This is a genomic window from Bradyrhizobium sp. 521_C7_N1_3 (genome assembly GCF_052075975.1).
Taxonomy (GTDB): Bacteria; Pseudomonadota; Alphaproteobacteria; order Rhizobiales; family Xanthobacteraceae; genus Bradyrhizobium; species Bradyrhizobium japonicum.
On the sequence record NZ_CP197232.1, the window covers coordinates 2,342,279 to 2,361,157 of the forward strand.

An 18,879-nucleotide genomic window follows, 5' to 3' on the forward strand; every position below is an offset into this window, starting at 1 on the left:
AATGAAAGTAATTACGAAGGTGGCTGAGCTGCGTCGCGCCCTTGCAGACGTTCGCAATGCCGAAAAGCGCATCGGATTCGTTCCGACGATGGGATACTTGCACGACGGCCACCTGGCCTTGATCTCGGCCAGCCGGGAACACTGCGACGTCACTGTCGTTAGCATCTTCGTCAACCCCACTCAGTTCGGCCCAAATGAGGATCTCAGCAGGTACCCCCGCGACTTCGCGCGCGATGAAGCGTTATGCGGCAGTGCCGGGGTCTCCATCATCTTCGCGCCAAGTGCAGAGGAGATCTATCCGGCTCAATTTGAGAGCTTTGTCGAGCCGGGCGAACTCGCAAAGCCGCTCTGCGGAGCTTTCAGGCCTGGACATTTTCGTGGTGTAGCGACCGTCGTCTGCAAGCTATTCAACATGGTGCAGCCGGACGTCGCGTACTTTGGACAGAAGGATTTTCAGCAATGCGCGGTAATACGCCGCATGACGGTTGATCTGAATCTTCCGATCGAGATTGTCACTGTGCCAACCGTGCGGGAGCCAGATGGGCTGGCAATGAGCAGTCGCAACCGTTATCTCTGCCCGGAAGAACGTGATCGGAGCTTGGCGATCAGCCGTGGCTTGTTCGCCGCAGCGCATGAGTTTGCCTCAGGGGAACGCGACGCCGCAACGCTGATTGCGCTTGCAAGAAGGCATTTGGAAAGGGTCGATCGACTACAGTACCTTGAGCTTGTCGACCCTGGGACTCTAAGGATTGCTGACAGCCCTCTGCGCTATCCGGCGGTGCTCTGTGTCGCAGCGTACGTCGGCTCCACGCGGTTGATCGACAATGTAGTCCTGTCCTGGTCGCCATCGTAGCGAGATCCGCAAGTGATTGCGCTCAGGAGCAGTCGAACCGGATGGGCTGGCCCTGAAATCCTCAACATCCTGGAAGAACTCTCGAAGACGATCCGGAACTGCCCTTTGCGTGCTGAACAACTCCCCCACGCTCGAGCTCATGATGTCGGTTGGAGATTGGCTCTGCCGCTGACGGGGTGGAGCGAGGCGGGGCCGCTCCACGCTGCCGAGATCATCCGCCTGCAAGCGGGCATCGCCAAAGGACGCTCAAAATCGTGTGCTGCCAATACGTGCGATTATGGATCAACAACCACGCGCCCATGACCATGAAATTACTTCACGATGGCGCAGACGACCTCGTCAAGCTGCAAAAAGCCGAAGCTCCCTAAGAGCGGCCAGGGGCGAGTCAAGGGGGCAGTGAAGCGCGGGCGCCGGATCCTGGCCCGATTTCGTCGCCAGACGTCGGGCGGGCGCTGGTTTTTGACGCAAAGATATGCTTCACCGCAAGAATTGGTCGCGATGTCCCTCTACAGTGTAGGATGCCAGGCGCTCGGGTTTGGAGCCGATAGGTGCCGTCTTGTGAAACGACATCGGAGCAGTGGCAAGCTATTTCTACCAACTCCATCGGGGCAGGTATGCCGAAGCGCAGCAGGCGCGATAAACGGCAAATCCTCTGGCCGCAATTGAACCTGATGAGGCTCGGCAACGAGCTAGCACCGTGCGAGCATTGGCCTGCGGCAGCCGCCCAGTCAGTCCGGCGCGCAATAGATGGCCGAGCATGCTGTACATCATCGCAGAGCATGATCGCAGGGAGCTCACATTGGCCTCTGAGCTCTAGCAAGCTTGTCTGCTAGGCCCAGACGGCCGACGAGAAGACAAACGCAGGCCGATCAAGCGAGCTGCCGCAATGGATCAGCGATCGCAGAGGTGCTGGACATTGCACCGCGCTGGAAATCGGCCGACCGGCAGTCGCGGAGGCTCATGCGCTCCGATGTACTTGAGTTGCGGTCCAGCAAATGCCCATTATCTTCCCCGATGGTATGAGGGAGATCTCTCAATGCTGGACGTTGGCACGATCACGCTTCTGCGCACGATCCTGGATGAGGTTTGCGTGAGCGTCCCACCGTATGACGCCGGCGTCCGCGCCTACGTTGCCTCCAGAATCCTGGAGGCCGCCACCAGAGGTGAGACGCGCCCCGATCTGCTTAAACAGATCGGTCAGGAAGCTCTTTCCAGAGCACCAACGATGTGGCGATAGATCTAGGACATGGCTTGTCATTGAGGTGAATTTCCAAGTCACAGTGCTGAAGATCCAGCTCGCAGAGTGTATCGTGGTCGCAAATCGATGGTGGCCTAACGTCACCCAAGACGCGGCGTTATCTGATGTGAATCGGTTGGCGCGCTGCTCGGTGCCCGGCCGATCCTTGAAACGAGAGAGCAGCTCGCACAGCAGACGCCGCATCCAAGCCTTGGCGCGCACCCTTGCGCGCCACGATGCCGGTGAGGCGACGCTCCAATAACCTTCGTCCGGAAACGGGGGCGAAGTCAGTGTTCGGCGCCGGAGCGCCGTCAACTCACGCGAGCCGGTGCGCCGTTGCTGTTTACTCCTGTGTGAGCGCCGCAAGTGCCCTTTCGATCACTGTGATGTCTTGACTGACCTGAGCGATCGCTGGCTTCGGATCAATGCCGGTAACGCAGTTCAACTGCTGCAGCAACTCCCGCCGATGCGCCAGAAGGTTCTCCAGCGCGCTGCGGTTGTTTAGTTTCACATAGCCGTCGACAATCAGTCCAATCGAAAGAGACATCGAAACTCTCAAACAAAGCTGTTCTCAACGAAGATGCGTATAGCACATCGGCAAACGATGTTCAGCTCCTCGGAAGAGAATACTGACGGGCGAGCTTGTTAGCGACAAGCGTCCGGCGCCGGGAGCGTGACCGACTATTCCTTGCGCCTTCCAAGCGCCCAGCTCTGTTTGAGCGACTAGCCGAGCAGAAAGACGGCGTATGGTGAGCCAAGAACGCTGCGGGTCGTGGCGATGGAAATGCTACGCTAGCGGAAGGAGTGTTGTCACGAACTGCCATTGTCCTTATCTGCCCGCCGAACGGCTTCCGAGATGCGATGGCGGGTGGCGCGTTGATCGACGACATGCTCGCCTGAATATCTCTTCGTAGAGATTGCGACGACCTCAGGAGCGTCCAGGATGCTCGATGAATATTTGGCCCGCATTCGTGCTCACCGCACAAACATCCACCGCTATCGTCGCCTGCTGAAGTCGAACCTGTCGGATGTCGAACGTCAGTTCATCGAAAAACGCCTCACCGAAGAGCAGACCGCGCTGGAGTTCCTTTCAGCCGAGACCTTCCCGCTCGCGTTTAGCCTCCGGAAGGGGCGGACATGCCGGCAAACTAGTCGCGGAGCCGCGAACGACGCGCGCGTTCCGGGCGGCCTGATCCGAGGCGCGGTGGGACCCCACGGCTGACCCTCCCAGCTGCGCATCCTCAAAAACCGCTCTGTACCGCGGGCTGTACCTAATTTGCGGGTTCTGATCGCGGCGGGCTTTGTCGAGTCCGATCGCCAAACACTTTCGAGCAGCATCACTGACTTCAATCCGGGACCTCTTCACCAGCGGATTAAAAAGCACCACTGTTCGACCGGTTCTCGCTCAGGACTTGTTTGTACTCGGCCATATCTCGGCAGTTTGTTAGATTGGCTACACGCCTAGCCAAATCGTTCTCACTAGCCAGCTGAGACAGCCACAACTTCATCGTTCATCGGTCTGCGACCACGGCATGAGATTTGCTCTGCTGGCTGAAACGCTGCGGAACCGTATTCGCGGCGAGAGGCACAGCAAGGAAGGAAACGACTTGCCAAATCTGCGAGTGGAGACAGTTTATGTCGGCGGCAGTATCTCCAGCAGCATTCTGGTGAATACACAGGCAAGCGGCGGTACCGCCCGAGACGTGGTACATCAAGTTGGTACGCGCCGATCGGCTGCGAAATACCCTCGTACCGATATTTTTACTAGTCGCCGTCGGGCAAATGGCAGGCCTTTTGCGTGTAGCCGATCCCGTAGGACTACTGCCCAGGTTCTCCGCGGCCGACGGTCGGTTGTTTCGACGGAGACCGCAGTCGGCCGCGCGACAGGGAAGGCGCCGTTCCGGAGCAGAACAACGGCCTCCAGCTTTTGGATCAATCAGAATCGGGCAACACCATGATTGTGCGTAGTCTGCACGACATTGAAGCAACCGATCACTTCGTCGATTGGGGCAATAGTACGAGCCACCGCCTTCTGACGGATAAGGACGGCATGGGTTTTAGCATCTGCCACACCATCGTGCGCGCTAACACCGTTTCTCTTCTGCAATACCGGAATCATCTCGAAGCCTGCTTCTGCATCGGTGGAGAGGGCGAGGTCGAGGACATGGACGGCAATGTCTTTCCTATTCGCCGAGGCGACATGTATGTGCTTGACAAGCATGACAAGCATCTCCTGCGCGGGGGACCGGACAAGGACATGATCCTCGTTAGCATCTTCAACCCGCCCCTCACCGGAACCGAGCGCCACAAGCTGGACGACCCGGCAGGCTCCACATATTGAGCGATGCGAAGAAACGCCAATCCAATATGAACTGCCGCTAATTGCGAGAAACATTTACTCGAGCGATCCAGCACTGGCTCGTACCGCACGCGCGGACTTTTTACGAAATGCCCACGCGATGCGGTTAGGTTGAGCTGACAAATTTACTTTGGCATTCCAGGTCCCTTTTTTTCTTGTCCGGAATACCCGGCGGGCGGGGTCTTGTGCGATTGATAGCGCGCTTAGTTGTACGATGTCTGGCGACGCTGTTGGACAGCTGACACAGCACCGCTGTGGCTATCGCATTGATTGCACTCGATTTCACCTTTGGCACGATACATGCGTAATCGTCTAAAGGGCGCCATAGAGGAGAAGTCGTTCGATGAGAACGCTTACCAGAAACGCTGACGCGCTTGAGTAGCAGCTGCGATACCGCCGCCACCATATTTGGTGGTGCGGAACGTTGGCGGAAGATTGAGTGATCCGCTTTGGCGAAGGGTTTCGTCACATCAATGCAGGCCAGCCAAAGCCCGAAAACAGATCCGAACCGATGTGAGCGATTTGCGTGAATCAAGGAAGACGCCGTCCGATCTTGAGCGATGATCAGGTGCAGAGCATATCTGCCGCGGATGAACTGCGGGCGCGTGGGGAGGAGTTTTGGCGACGGCGGCTCGAGCAGTTTAGCAGATTGCATCCGCCTTTCGTGTCATCGTCCGTGGCTGCGGCGCCGTCCCGATGGCAGTCGAGTTCATGGTTTAGCCCAAGCGGTTTGGCTATTTCCCCACAAGATCGCTCGGAATATTTGGTAGCAGCTTGGCTGATCTATCTCGCTCGGATCACGGGGCAACAAGAGTTTCAACTGGGATGGAAGCCTGCATGGGACCGATTGCAAACCGGCTCCAAACTCGTGATGGCCTCCGTCGTGCCGATGGATGTTCGCATTGAGCTTGCTCATGATTTTGAAGAAGTACGCAAAACCGTAGCGGCCGAAGTCGCTCAGCTGAGGGCGCACGCTAGCTTTGCCCGAGATCTTATAGCGCGCTGCCCGACATTGCGAGGAGTGGTGGCGCTACGGGCGCGCCAGCCTTGGCCGATTGGCATTGCAATCACGACAGAGAGCTGTCACGCCGCTGATGCTCTGACGACGAACCACAAAGCTGGGCATGCCTTGTGCGGCGATTTGCTGACCTTTGAGGTTTGCGCTCTGGATGGGAGCTTCCGCTGGCATTTTGATGCCGCTCGATTAGCACCGAAGCAGATCGACCGCATGACGCAGCATTTGCAAACTTTGTTACGCGGCGTGATGGCCGATGCTGGGCAGCCTGTCGGCCGAATAGACATTCTGGCCGCCGACGAACGCACGTATCTACTTGAGGATTTGAATCGGACGGCGGCGCCTTATCCGTTTGAGCTATGTATCCATGAGCTGTTCGAGGCGCAGGTGCAAAAGGCACCGGAAGCGGTGGCGGTGGTCTATGAGAAGGAGAGACTGAGCTATGGCGAGCTCAATGCGCGGGCCAACCGGCTGGCGCATCATTTGATCGAGCTCGGGGTCAAGCCGGACCAGCCGGTGGCGATCTGCCTCGAACGCAGCCTGGCGATGGTAGTTGGTCTCTTGGCGATCCTGAAAGCGGGCGGCGCGTATCTGCCGCTAGATCCGGCTTATCCGTCGGCGCGGCTGCGGCAGATTGTTGGCGATGCAGAACCGAAACTGCTGCTTTGCGATGTCGCCGGTCGAACCGCATTGGGCGCCGAAGCCGTGGCCGATGTGACGGTGGTCGATCTGGAGACGGCGACCCCCACTTGGGGCGAGCGGCCGCCTTCGAACCCGGACCCGGGCGCGCTTGGCCTTTCATCGCGCCATCTCGCCTATGTCATCTATACCTCCGGCTCAACCGGAATCCCCAAGGGCGTGGAAATGTCCCATGGCGCGCTTGTGAATTCGCTTGCGGGGATTGGCACGTCAAAACTGCGCACACTTCAATTCGCGACCCTGAACTTCGATGTGTCCTGTCAGGAATTGTTCATCTGTTGGAAGGACGGCGGAGTGCTTGTGCTCGTGCGGGAAGAGACCCGGAGGCACTTCTCCGACCTGCTGGAATTTATAGAGCGGGAGGCGATAGAGCGGCTTTTCCTCCCGTTCGTGGCATTGAATCATTTTGCGGAAGTCTGGAGCGCGCAGCGCGTGCAGCTGCCCTCTTTAAGAGAGCTTTATACAGCCGGCGAGCGATTGCAGGCCACTCCACTGCTTAGGACGTTCTTCGAAGCACATCCGAACGCGAGATTGATCAATCAATATGGGTCCACGGAAATCAGCGTCATTTCCGAGCACCACCTTGCAGCTGATCCGTCATGTTGGCCCCAGATGCCTCACGTCGGGCGTCCAATCGTCAACACGCGGGTGTACCTGCTGGATGGCCATGGCGCGCCCGTGCCGTTCGGTGCGGTCGGCGAGCTTTACATTGGCGGGGCGGGGGTGGCACGGGGCTACCTGAACCGCCCTGAGCTGACCGCGGAGCGGTTCATCGCCAGTCCCTTTGTCGAGGGCGATCGGCTGTACCGGACCGGCGACCTTGCCCGTTATCTGCCGGACGGCAATCTTGAGTTCCTGGGCCGTAACGACGATCAGGTGAAGATTCGCGGCTACCGCATCGAGCCGGGTGAGATCGTCGCGCGGCTCTGCGAGCACGCCTGGGTGCGCGAGGCGGTGGTGCTGGCGCGCGAGAACGACGCCGGTGACAAGCATCTGATCGCCTATGTGGTCTGCGCGCCCGAAGCCGGCTCGGATGAGGGCGGTGGAGGCGGGCTTGCGGGCGCCTTGCGCGCGCACTTAAGTGCGCGACTGCCGGACTACATGGTCCCGAGTGCGTTCGTGCGGCTGGCCGCGCTTCCGCTGACGGTGAACGGCAAGCTCGATCGGAACGCGCTGCCGGCGCCGGCCGATCAGGCCTATGCGCTGGCGGCCTACCAGTCGCCGCAAGGTGCGGTCGAGACGGCGCTGGCGCAGATCTGGGCCGAGCTCCTTGGTGTCGAGCGCATCGGGCGCAACGACCACTTCTTCGAACTGGGCGGCCACTCGCTCTTGGCCGTGCAGATGTCGAGCCGGCTGTCACAGGCTGTCGGGGTCGAACTGCCACTGTCGACGCTGTTCGCAAGGCCAGTGTTGAGTGACCTGGCGGCAAGCATCGTCGAGCTGTTGAGCTGCTCGGGTCCGCAAGAGCTGCCGTCGATTGCAGCCGTGTCGCGGCATGAGCCGCTTGTGCTGTCGTTTGCGCAGCAGCGGCTATGGTTTTTGGCTCAGCTGAACGAAGGCAGCACCAACTATCACATTCCGCTGGCCTTGCGATTGCGCGGGATGCTCGACCGCAGCGCCTGGCAGCGCAGCCTTAACCGTCTGTTTGCACGTCATGAGGCGCTGCGCAGTGTGTTTGTCGCGACCCAGGGCAAGCCCCGGGTTGAGGTTTTGCCGCCGGACGCGGGTCTGCCAATAGTTGAGCATGATCTGCGGGAGAGATCGGATGCGGAAGCGGCATTTTTGGATCTGTGCCATGAAGAGGGGCGCACGCCATTCGATCTTGCGCGCGGTCCGCTGATCCGCGGTCGGCTGATCCGCACCGCCGACGAGGAACACGTCTTCCTGCTGACCCAGCATCACATCGTCTCGGACGGTTGGTCGATGGGCGTGCTGCTGCGTGAACTTAGCCAGCTCTACCGGGCATTCCAGGCCGGGCAGGACGATCCTCTGCCGCCGCTTGCGATCCAATATCCGGATTACGCCGCCTGGCAACGCCAATGGCTGTCGGGGGAACGGTTGCAGCAGCAGGCGCAGTATTGGCGCAGCGCGCTGGCGGGCACAGCCCGTCTTGTCTTGCCGACGGACCATGCGCGGCCTGCCCAGCAGTCGTTTGCCGCGGCCGCGGTCCCGATCACCGTCGATGCGGATTTGACGCGGGAGCTGAAGCGGCTGAGCCTGCAGCATGGCTCGACGTTGTTCATGACGGTGCTGGCGGCCTGGGCGGCGGTGCTGTCGCGTCTGTCCGGGCAGGACGATCTTGTGATTGGCGTGCCGAGCGCCAATCGGGGGCACCGCGAGATCGAAGAGCTGATCGGCTTCTTCGTCAACACTCTGGCGCTTCGGCTGGACCTGTCGGGCAAGCCGCGCGTGTCGGAGCTTCTGGAGCGGACGCGGCGCACGGTGCTGGCTGCGCAGGAGCATCAGGACCTGCCGTTCGAGCAGGTGGTGGAGATCGTGCAGCCGCCCCGGGCTCTTGATCACACACCGTTGTTCCAGGTGATGCTGGCCTGGGAGAACAATGCGGTTGGGCCATTGGACCTGCCGGGGCTGAGTGTCGAAGCTGCCGGGGAGGAGATTGATCAGGCCAAGTTCGATCTGGAGCTGAGCCTTGGCGAGCATGGCGAGGAGATCGCCGGAACGCTGGGTTATGCCACGGCGCTGTTTGATCAGGCGACGATCGAGCGGCAGCGTGGTTATCTGCTGGCGCTGCTGCGGGCGATGGCAGCCGATGCGCAGCAAGAGGTCCACCGGATTGAGCTGCTCTCGACTGCCGAGCGCACGTATCTGCTGGAGGAGCTGAACCGGACGGCGGCGCCGTATCCTGCGGAGCGGTGCATCCACGAGCTGTTTGAAGTGCAGGTGCACAAGGCGCCGGATGCGGTGGCGGTGGTCTGCGAAGATGAGCGGCTGAGCTACGCCGAGCTCAATGCGCGGGCCAATCGCCTGGCGCATCACTTGATCGCCCTCGGGGTCAGGCCGGACCAGCCGGTTGCGATCTGCGTCGAGCGCAGTCCGATGATGGTGGTGGGGCTTTTGGCGATCCTCAAGGCCGGCGGGTCGTATATGCCGCTGGATCCGGCCTATCCGTCGGCGCGGCTGCATCAGGTGCTCGACGATGCGGCGCCGCCGCTGCTGCTGGCCGATGTGGCCGGCCGTGCCGCCTTCGGCGCGGATGTGCCGGCCAAGGTGAGCGTGGTGGAGCTCGATGCTGCGGCGCCGGCCTGGGCCAGCCTGCCGGAAGCGGATCCTGATCGGCGCGCGCTCAGCCTGACCTCCCGCAATCTCGCCTATGTGATCTACACCTCGGGATCCACCGGCAGGCCAAAAGGGGCACAGAATGAGCATCGGGCTATCGTTAATCGCCTGATCTGGATGCAGGACGCCTATGGTCTGAAACCAACAGACGTCGTGTTGCAGAAGACGCCATTTAGCTTCGATGTCTCGGCCTGGGAGTTCTTTTGGACTTTGCTTGAAGGGGCAACGCTGGTACTGGCGCCGCCCGGTGCGCACAGAGATCCCGATACGTTGGTCGACTTGATCGTCAGCCAGCGCATCACGACGGTTCACTTCGTGCCATCCATGCTGGTCAGCTTTTTGGATGCGAAGAGTGTTGACCGCTGCACATCGCTGCGGCAGGTTTTATGCAGCGGCGAGGCGCTCCCTGCCGCCAGTGTGTATAGGGTTCGGCGCGTATTGCCCTGGACGGCCCTGCACAATCTTTACGGTCCGACTGAAGCCGCGATCGACGTGACATCCTGGAGCTGCCCGGCTGAGTTTGATGAGGCCATCGTCCCGATTGGCCGCCCTATTGCCAACACGCGGGTCTACTTGCTGGATGGTCATGGCGCGCCTGTGCCGTTCGGTGCGGTGGGCGAGCTCTGCATTGGCGGGGCGGGGGTGGCGCGGGGCTACCTGAACCGCCCTGAGCTGACCGCGGAGCGGTTCATCCCCAGTCCCTTTGTCGAGGGCGACCGGCTGTACCGGACCGGCGACCTGGCGCGCTACCTGCCGGACGGCAATCTGGAGTTTTTAGGGCGCAACGACGACCAGGTAAAGATTCGCGGCTTCCGCATCGAACCGGGCGAGATTGCGGCGCGGCTTTGCGAGCATGCCTCCGTGCGCGAGGCGGTGGTGGTGGCGCGCGAGGATGGTGGCGGCGAGCAGCGGCTCGTTGCGTATGTCGTTGCCGCCGGAGCTGAGGAATCTGATCTTGCCGGCGGTTTGCGGGCGCATGTGAGTGCGGGGCTGCCGGACTACATGGTCCCGAGTGCGTTCGTGCGGCTGGCGGCGCTTCCGCTGACGCTGAACGGCAAGCTCGATCGAAAAGCGCTACCGGCCCCGGGCGACGAGGCATATGCGCGGCGGACCTACGCGCCGCCTCAGGGCGAGATGGAGACGGTGCTGGCGCAGATCTGGGCCGAGCTGCTGGGGCTGGAGCGGGTCGGACGGCACGACAACTTCTTCGAACTGGGAGGGCACTCGCTCTTGGCGGTGCAGATGATGGAGCATCTGCGGCGGCGGTCACTGCGCATCGAGGTGCGCACCTTGTTCGTCAAGCCAGTGCTCGCGGATCTGGCCGCACGCCTGGGCCGCCATCACGAGGTGGCAGTCCCGGCCAACCTGATCACCGAGCGGAGCGTGGCGATAACGCCGGAGATGTTGCCGCTGATCGAGCTCGCGCAGGACGAGATCGACCGGATCATCGCCACGGTACCCGGCGGGGTTTGCAACATCCAGGACATTTACGGTCTGTCGCCGCTGCAGGACGGCATCCTGTTCCATCATTTGCTAGCGGCAAAGGGCGATCCATACCTCCTGATGTCGCAGATGGCGTTTGCCGAGCGTGGGCTGCTCGCGCGCTATCTTGCCGCGATCCAGCGGGTGGTAGATCGGCATGACATCCTGCGTACCTCGTTTGTCTGGGAGGGGTTGTCGCGGCCGGTCCAGGTGGTGTGGCGGAAGGCGCGACTGGAGGTGATCGAGGTCCAGCTGGATGGCGCTGATGGCGCTGGCGCTGAGCAGCTCAGGAACCGGTTTGATCCGCGCCGGCACCGCATCGAGCTCGGCCGGGCGCCACTGCTGCGGTTTGTGATTGCGCGCGAGCCCGGCAGCGCGCGCTGGCTGTTGCTGGAGCTGCAGCATCATCTGATCGGGGATCACGCAACCCGGGACGTGATGCATGCTGAAGTCCGGGCCAAGCTGGAGGGGCGCGAGCATGAGCTGACGGCGCCGCAGCCATTCCGCAATCTGGTGGCGCAGGCGCATCTACGCGGTGATGCCAAGGCGGATGAAGCGTTCTTCCGGGAGCTGCTGGCCGGCATCGACGAGCCGACCACGCCCTTCAACTTGAGCGAGGTGCGCGGCGACGGCGGCGGGGTTCGTGAGGCGTATCGGATGCTGCCGCCAGCGCTCCATGCGCGGCTGGCGGAACAGGCGCGGCGGCTGGGCGTGAGTCTGGCGAGCCTGTGCCATCTGGCGTGGGGGCAGGTGGTGGCGCGCAGCAGCGGCCGCGAGCAGGTGGTGTTCGGCACGGTGCTGCTGGGCCGCCTGCAGGGCAGCGCCGGCGCCGACCGCGCCATGGGACTGTTCATCAACACCCTGCCGCTGCGGCTTGATCTTGATGGGACCGCCGTCGAGGCGAGCGTGCGGACCACGCACGCCCGGCTGGCCGAGCTGCTGACACATGAGCATGCCTCGCTGGCGCTGGCGCAGCGCTGCAGCGCTATTGCGGCGTCGGCGCCGCTGTTCAGCACGCTGTTGAACTATCGTCACAACAAGGCGCCGGCTGTGCCCGGCTCCGGGACGGATGATGTCTTGTCGGGTATGGAATGGCTGGGCGGGGAGGAACGCACTAACTATCCGCTGACCCTGTCGGTTGAGGATTTTGGCGAGGCGCTGGGCCTCACTGTGCAGGTGGCGGAGCCAATCTCGGCGGATCGGATCTGCGGCTACATGCAGCGGTCGCTCGAGCAGCTGGCAGAGGCGCTGGAGCATGCCCCGGATACGCCGGTACGCGAGCTCGACATCTTGCCGGCTGAGGAGCGCACCTATCTGCTGGAGGATCTGAACCGGACGGAAGAGGCCTATCCAACAGAGCAGTGCGTCCATGAGCTGTTCGAGGCGCAGGTGCAAAAGGCGCCGGAGGCGGTGGCGCTGGTCTGCGAAAACGAGCGGCTGAGCTATGGCGAGCTCAACGCGCGGGCCAACCGGCTGGCGCATCTTCTGATCGAGCTTGGGGTCAAGCCGGACCAGCCGGTGGCAATCTGCCTCGAACGCAGCCTGATGATGATGGTTGGCATCTTGGCGATCCTGAAGGCGGGCGGTGCCTATCTGCCGCTGGACCCAGCCTATCCCAGCGAGCGGCTGCGTCAGGTTGTCAACGATGCCGCGCCGCGGCTGCTGCTATGCGACGTCGTCGGTCGCGCAGCACTCGGCCCCGAAGTGCTGACCGAGGTGACGGTCATTGATCTGGAGACGGCCACGCCCGCCTGGGCCGAACGGCCGGCTTCGAACCCAGACCGGCACACGCTTGGCCTCACATCCGGCCATCTCGCTTATGTGATCTACACCTCAGGCTCAACCGGAACCCCAAAGGGGGTCATGGTCCAGCATCGGGGGTTGGTCAATCTGCTGTCGGCTCAGGTCGGCCTCTTTGGCGCTTCTTCCAACAGCCGAGTCGTGCAGTTCGCCTCCATCGCTTTTGATGCAAGCGCTTGGGAGCTTCTTATGGCGTTTGGCTCCGGAGCGGCTTTGCACTTGCCTGCGGAAGAGATCCGTCAAGCGAGGAACAAGCTATCGGATTATCTCCGAAGCGAAGCCATCACCCACGCGACACTACCCCCAGCGTTGCTTCAGACGAGCAAGGATCCGGAACGTTTGGCTGCGCAAGTTCTCATTCTTGCCGGAGAGCTGCCTAGGGTCCAGACTCAATTGAGCCAATATGCGACGAGAGCGGCGAGATGAACAGCGGCCAAAAAATTACGGGCGAGCTTGTCATATCGCGTGGCGATGCGCCGGAAGTCCTTGAGCCTGCAAAAGCAGCGTTCGATGACATTTCGTCCTTTGTAGGCGCGTTTGTTGAAGCGATGGATGACGACACGGTTAGATTTATTGGGGATTACGGGCTTGGCGCCACGACGAATGATTGCGCCGCGAAGCTTGTCGCCATCATACCCTTTGTCGGCGAGGAGCACGCTCATGGGTGGCGCGAGCGCCAGGACATCGGGAGCCGCAGCGATATCGGCATCCTGGCCTGGAGTCAGATGCAGGACGACCGGCCGGCAGAGCGGATCGCTCAGCGCATGGATTTTTGTCGTGCGGCCTCCGCGCGAGCGGCCGATTGCTTGATTGTGCTCCCCCCTTTTCCGCCGGAGGCACACCGGTGAGCTTTAATCGAGGTCGAGTCGAGCGACAGTACGACGCCGTCTTCGCCAGGCTTGGCCAGCGCTTCGAAGATTGCGCACCATCGTCCTCGCTTGGCCCAGCGATTGAAGCGATTGTAGATCGTCGTGTAAGGGCCGTATTCACGTGGACAATCACGCCATCGTGCACCCGATTGCAGCATGTGAATGATGCCGCTGACGATGCGTCGGTCGTCGTCCCGATCCGGCCCCGTCAGTCCCCTCGGCAGATGCGGTTCGATACGCGCCCATTGCCTGTCGTTCAGCCAAAACAAACCAGCGCGCATTCTCTCGCCCCCGAATCAACACGTAGGCAAGAGAATCACGTGGCGCTATTTAGGTACAGACCCTAAGCCTGAACTCATCCGAAGTCTGGCCCCAGCATCAATGGTCAATGCTTATGGCCCGACCGAGGCAACAGTCTGCGCGACGATCTGGACTTGCCCGGCTGATTTCAATGGGTCGGTGGTCCCGATCGGGCGCCCAATTGCCAACACGCGGGTGTACCTGCTGGATGGCCATGGCGCGCCCGTGCCGTTCGGTGCGGTGGGCGAGCTTTACATTGGCGGGGCGGGGGTGGCGCGGGGCTACCTCAACCGCCCTGAGCTGACCGCCGAGCGGTTCATCGCCAGTCCCTTTGTCGAGGGCGATCGGCTGTACCGGACCGGCGACCTTGCCCGTTATCTGCCGGACGGCAATCTTGAGTTCCTGGGCCGCAACGACGATCAGGTGAAGATTCGCGGCTACCGCATCGAGCCGGGTGAGATCGTCGCGCGGCTTTGCGAGCACGCCTGGGTGCGCGAGGCGGTGGTGCTGGCGCGCCAGAACGGCGGCGGCCACAAGCATCTGATCGCCTATGTGGTCTGCGCGCCCGAGGCCGGCTCGGATGAGGGCGGTGGAGGCGCGCTTGCGGGCGCCTTGCGCGCGCACTTAAGTGCGCGACTGCCGGACTACATGGTGCCGAGTGCGTTCGTGCGGCTGGCCGCGCTTCCGCTGACGGTGAACGGCAAGCTCGATCGGAACGCACTGCCGGCGCCGTCCGATCAGGCCTATGCGCTGGCGGCCTACCAGTTACCGCAAGGTGAGGTCGAGACGGCGCTGGCGCAGATCTGGGCCGAGCTCCTTGGTGTCGAGCGCATCGGGCGCAACGACCACTTCTTCGAACTGGGCGGCTACTCGCTCTTGGCCGTGCAGATGCTCGGTCGAGCATCAAATCTTGGGTTGAGTTTTAGCGCCACCGACCTCTTCCGCGCACCTGTTCTGAAGGAACTCGCATCGCAGATTTGTTTGCAAGTGCAGCCCAGTAACTCGGCGGTGATTTCCGTTCGACCGAACGGATCGCAACCACCGCTCTTCTTTGTCCCGTCAGGCTTTGGAGATTGTTCGTATGTCCTCGGTTTGGCGGTGGAAATGGATGCAGACTGCTCAGTCTACGCTCTGCCATGGCCACCTTTCGATGACGTTCGTCCACCGACTTTTGAGGCGATGGCCGCGGAGGTGATTGTTGCGATTAAACAGATCCAGCCACGTGGCCCATACCGCTTTGCTGGATACTCATCAGGTGCAATCCTGGCTTATGCAATTGCCGAGCGATTACTGAGTAGTGATGAAGTTGTGTCGTTCATGGCCTTCATCGATGTCAGTCTACCTGGGGCTTCTTCGAACGCATCACTGAAGAATTTGGCGCGAGAGTTTGTTTTGGATCGTTGTGGAACCTTGCGCGATGAATATCGCGAGGTTTTAGAACGCGACACGGAACAATGTTCCATCTCTGAGTTGCTCGAAAAGGCGCAGCAAACAGGAGCGTTAGCTCCAGATCACGATCTTCACAGTGACGTCTCGATGTATCAAAGGGCCGCGGCATTTCAACGGGCGCTACAATCGTATCGCATTCCGTCGCTCCCAATTGAAATATACCAGTTTTATGCCAGTGAGCCTCTTAGTCGTTGGGTACCGCCTGACAAGCAATCTGGTCGCGATGCAAACCTGCCAAAGCTTGGCTGGGACCTGGTCGTCGATGCGGGGGCCATTCATGCGGTACCTGTTCCAGGCAACCACGCGACAATGGTGAGCAACCCAGAAAACCGCCAAGTTCTCGCTCATGCTATTTCAACGGCCCTAATCGGCACTCTTGAATAGGCTCAAAGAATTTCTCCGAAGGCTCAGGTTCGAAGTTTCGTTTCTAGACTAGCCCCAAATATCCATCCCACAAGACAGACCGGGAGTAGATGTTGCGGGTAATCGTACCCGACGATGTTCCATTCAGCGACGCTGACGACGACACGTGCCCGAATGTGTTGATAGTCCCGTTCGTGGTGGAGGGACCTGAATACGGGCCACTCAAGATCGGTCCAGCATACTGCTGCTGGACCGCAGTGTCACCGACGTTCAGGACTAGCACGCCATCAATGTTGTTGGTCGCAAGCCAGACGAATTTCTGCATGGTGTACGTCCGCATTGGTGGAAACAACACCAACCCATCTTCAGCAACGACGCCGGCTTTCTTCCTTCCTCTGAGATAGTCGACTGAATGCTAGAAACTAGAACGGGGGCCCGCGACGTAAGCGGCTATCCGATTGACCGGTTCGGAGGGAAGGTCCCGGCCTGCATACCTTTTGTATGGATGTTGTGATGCATCCTGCTAGTGTCGTCGCCGCAACGGCTAAGGCGAGGAGCGCAACCCCCCAGTGAAGAAATCGCTGAACTGAACCAGCCCCGCCCCACAACAACTATCGAGTTATCTTTTTTCGATACTCGTCTATCATTGCTGTCGTAACATCACCCAGTAGCACAGCGGTGCCGCGCCGCCCGGCCGCGAATAGGCGCTTCTGCTGCCGCATGCCCGGCCATTGCGCATCGTGTCATCCGGGCAGGCGCAGGGTCTGCCAGTTGCGTGATATTGTGATCCCGGCTGGCCTTAATCAGGATCGCGGCGATGGCCGCGGCGGTCAGCGCAACTTCGATCTTGCGTTTTGTGTCGGTTTGCTGTGGGGCGGGATCTTGCGGTGTCTTGGGTATTGCGGTGGCGCCACGCGGGCCGGGCGGAGCAGTCTTGGAAGCTTGCGGCTGCGAAGGGCTGCCCGGCACCGCCGTTAGCGCGAGCGGACTTGCTGGGGGGCTGGTTAGCTGCGCTACCATTGCAGGCGCAGAAGTAGAGGGTCGCCCGTCCTGACGGCCGACGGAATAAGCTCCTATGGCTGTAAGGCCCAGAAGCACGATCACAGTCCAGCCCCGCATGAGGACATTCAAGCGAAGCCGGAGCGATCGGGCAAGTTGCAAATTGTAAATCGAAGGCAAGCCCCCGTATTTTCCCGGAAGTGGCCTTGATGGAGGATTAATTGGGCACGGCCCGTCCGGCCAAAAGCGCATGCTTAGACGTTCGTCGTGTTGTTTCGAATGAGCTTCGGGCACGAAAACGTACCGGCGTTTATGCTGTACAAATGAACAGGCGTGCCGACCTTCTGGGTGATTTCGCCTTTGAGACGTTGCGGCGCGCGTGAAACCCGAATGCATTCCATTCGAGATCGAAACGGCGGTCGAGTCTATTGCAATGGTTTGCCGTCGTCACCGGCGTTGGCTCAAGGGCCTGTATGATCCGGCGGTGTTTACCGGCACCGCCCGAAGGTACATCGCAGCGTTCGGGGAATAGCACTCGATAGCTGATTGGTTGCGCCTCGGAGGTGAGATCAATTTTCCTGAAAGTGCGGTAGTTGCTGCGGGCGATCCTAACCGCGACCGAAGCTTTTCACGCCGTCCGCATGTTAGCTTTGCAGGTCAAGGCTCGCGAGCCGCTGCCGGTCCAGAATCACGATCTCGCGTTGGGTATTGCCGATGAAATCGAGGACACCATCAGTGTGCAATTGCGACACTGCACGCGAAACGGTTTCGACGGTCAAACCAAGGTAATCGGCGATGTCGCGCCGAGACATTGGGAGCGAGATCACGTCAGCAGCCGTGAGTCGTTCATCCATCTCGTGCAAGAACGCGGCAACGCGCTCCAGAGCAGTTTTACGTCCGAGCAGCAGCATATGGTCTTCGGCGTGTTGCAAGTTATTCGTCGTCAAGCTGAGCAAGGTGCGCCAGACAACCGCGTCATTCTCGGCGACCGTCTCAAGGTGTTGCCGCCTGATCAGGCGAACAGCGGTTTGGATGATCGCTTCCGCCCTAAATCGGTGGACTCCGCCGTTCTCGAGTCCAAAAATATCACCCGGCAAATGAAATGCGCCAATCTGGCGCCGCCCATCGGAGAGTAATTTGCAGGTCCGTACCGCGCCTTTCCTGACCTGGTAGACGTACTCGGCTGGCTCACTCTCGATGTAGATGGTTTTACCTTTCTTGTAAGTGAATTCACTCAAGCTGACGATCGGATTCGAGCCGCTCGATATGCCGAGCTCACTGAGCGAATTGATTAGGGATCTATGGTCTGTGGTGATGCTCACGAACATGGTCCGACACTCCTGAACCAGAATATACGAAGGGGAGCCTCGCGAATTGATCCGGCGCAATCTATGGATGTCATTGTAACAAGCGGCCATGAAGAGGAGAAGTCGTGTCATTGTGACGCAGTGCGCGCGCAGCAGTTGAGGTGACGCAATGTGTTGTCATCCGGTCGAGGGGGGCCCCGCAACGCGCGTCGGAGCGAACGAAGCGATCATGGATTGAGTGCCATACGAGTGTTCTGCTGCGCGAAGGCGACAAGTCGCGCTTAAAAGATGCGTTTCACTGCGGAGTATCTTTGAAAGGCGGCTTCGGATCGCGAGCGAGTGTGTCCAAGACCAAGGACGGGTGCGGATAATCGGCTCCGGCCCTCTTAAGCCCACCCTGATATCCAACGTCTGCTCAAGAGCCCCCGTCGAGGCTCTGCCACGGGTGATTGTCTCGCTGACGATGGTCCAACTGGACCCGACACCGGCAATTGACTAAGATCAAACCTCTAATACGGATGCTCTATCCTTCAGCGAATTAAGGAGGCAAGAGATCTCATGCCTTACCTTCTCGCTACCGGAATCCTAGCACTTCCTATCCTCGTCAGCTTTGGATCAGATTTGACCGCTGCTTCACGGGTTCATTCGTACACCCCACCGGCTCGCCAAGACGTTTATTGCCTGCAGGGCCGAGCCTGGGGATATCCGGGCAACTGCCAGTTCTCGACCTACAGTCAGTGCATGGCTACCGCATCCGGCACCTACGCTTATTGCGGTATCAATCCGATGTACGCCTTCGAGCGACAGGGAAGGCAATTGCGCTGAGGCGAACGTCGTCAGGTCAGCCAAG

The 18,879-nt window shown here is 60.5% G+C and carries 10 protein-coding genes; 7 read left to right on the top strand and 3 right to left on the bottom strand.

Annotated features, from left to right (window positions below; genetic code table 11):
• The first annotated feature begins 1 nt into the window (after position 1).
• Together panC and AB7008_RS10525 are read left to right on the top strand one after the other, a co-directional pair.
• Entirely contained in the window at positions 2–853 is an 852-nt protein-coding gene (gene panC / locus AB7008_RS10520; RefSeq protein ID WP_011084897.1) for a pantoate--beta-alanine ligase, read from the top strand.
• Between the two features lie 1,036 nt (positions 854–1,889).
• The gene (locus AB7008_RS10525; RefSeq protein WP_014497761.1) at positions 1,890–2,090 is read left to right on the top strand and encodes a hypothetical protein; all 201 of its coding nucleotides are present in this window, start codon (positions 1,890–1,892) and stop codon (positions 2,088–2,090) included.
• Between the two features lie 343 nt (positions 2,091–2,433).
• On the opposite strand, the gene AB7008_RS10530 is transcribed toward AB7008_RS10525, so the two are convergent.
• Positions 2,434–2,637, bottom strand: a complete 204-nt coding sequence (locus tag AB7008_RS10530; RefSeq protein ID WP_014497760.1) for a hypothetical protein — start codon at positions 2,635–2,637, stop codon at positions 2,434–2,436.
• Between the two features lie 396 nt (positions 2,638–3,033).
• Between AB7008_RS10530 and AB7008_RS10535 the strand changes: the two genes are divergently transcribed.
• From AB7008_RS10535 to AB7008_RS10545, 3 genes are all read left to right on the top strand, one after another.
• On the top strand, positions 3,034–3,312 hold the full coding sequence (locus tag AB7008_RS10535) for a hypothetical protein (RefSeq protein ID WP_011084900.1): 279 nt from the start codon (positions 3,034–3,036) through the stop codon (positions 3,310–3,312).
• A 732-nt stretch (positions 3,313–4,044) separates the two neighbouring features.
• Positions 4,045–4,431 (top strand): ectoine synthase, encoded by a 387-nt coding sequence (locus AB7008_RS10540; RefSeq protein ID WP_011084901.1) that lies wholly within the window; start codon positions 4,045–4,047, stop codon positions 4,429–4,431.
• Positions 4,432–5,002: 571 nt separating this feature from the next.
• Complete coding sequence (locus tag AB7008_RS10545) at positions 5,003–13,168, top strand: amino acid adenylation domain-containing protein (RefSeq protein ID WP_370180467.1); 8,166 nt, start codon at positions 5,003–5,005, stop codon at positions 13,166–13,168.
• On the opposite strand, the gene AB7008_RS10550 is transcribed toward AB7008_RS10545, so the two are convergent.
• A protein-coding gene (locus AB7008_RS10550; protein ID WP_110115815.1) for an IS5-like element ISBj2 family transposase occupies positions 13,132–13,892 on the bottom strand; the annotation gives its coding sequence in 2 pieces (ribosomal slippage) (positions 13,132–13,553 and positions 13,553–13,892; 762 coding nt in all). The genes AB7008_RS10545 and AB7008_RS10550 overlap by 37 nt on opposite strands.
• Between AB7008_RS10550 and AB7008_RS10555 the strand changes: the two genes are divergently transcribed.
• Positions 13,789–15,744: a thioesterase domain-containing protein gene (locus tag AB7008_RS10555; RefSeq protein WP_441261201.1), complete on the top strand. Its 1,956-nt coding sequence runs from the start codon at positions 13,789–13,791 to the stop codon at positions 15,742–15,744. The two genes, AB7008_RS10550 and AB7008_RS10555, sit on opposite strands and share 104 nt — an antisense overlap.
• 1,622 nt (positions 15,745–17,366) lie before the next feature.
• Here AB7008_RS10555 and AB7008_RS10560 read toward each other — a convergent pair.
• Complete coding sequence (locus AB7008_RS10560) at positions 17,367–18,050, bottom strand: helix-turn-helix domain-containing protein (RefSeq protein WP_026312933.1); 684 nt, start codon at positions 18,048–18,050, stop codon at positions 17,367–17,369.
• A 537-nt stretch (positions 18,051–18,587) separates the two neighbouring features.
• Here AB7008_RS10560 and AB7008_RS10565 point away from each other — a divergent pair.
• Positions 18,588–18,854 (top strand): DUF3551 domain-containing protein, encoded by a 267-nt coding sequence (locus AB7008_RS10565; protein WP_018648598.1) that lies wholly within the window; start codon positions 18,588–18,590, stop codon positions 18,852–18,854.
• Positions 18,855–18,879: the final 25 nt, after the last annotated feature.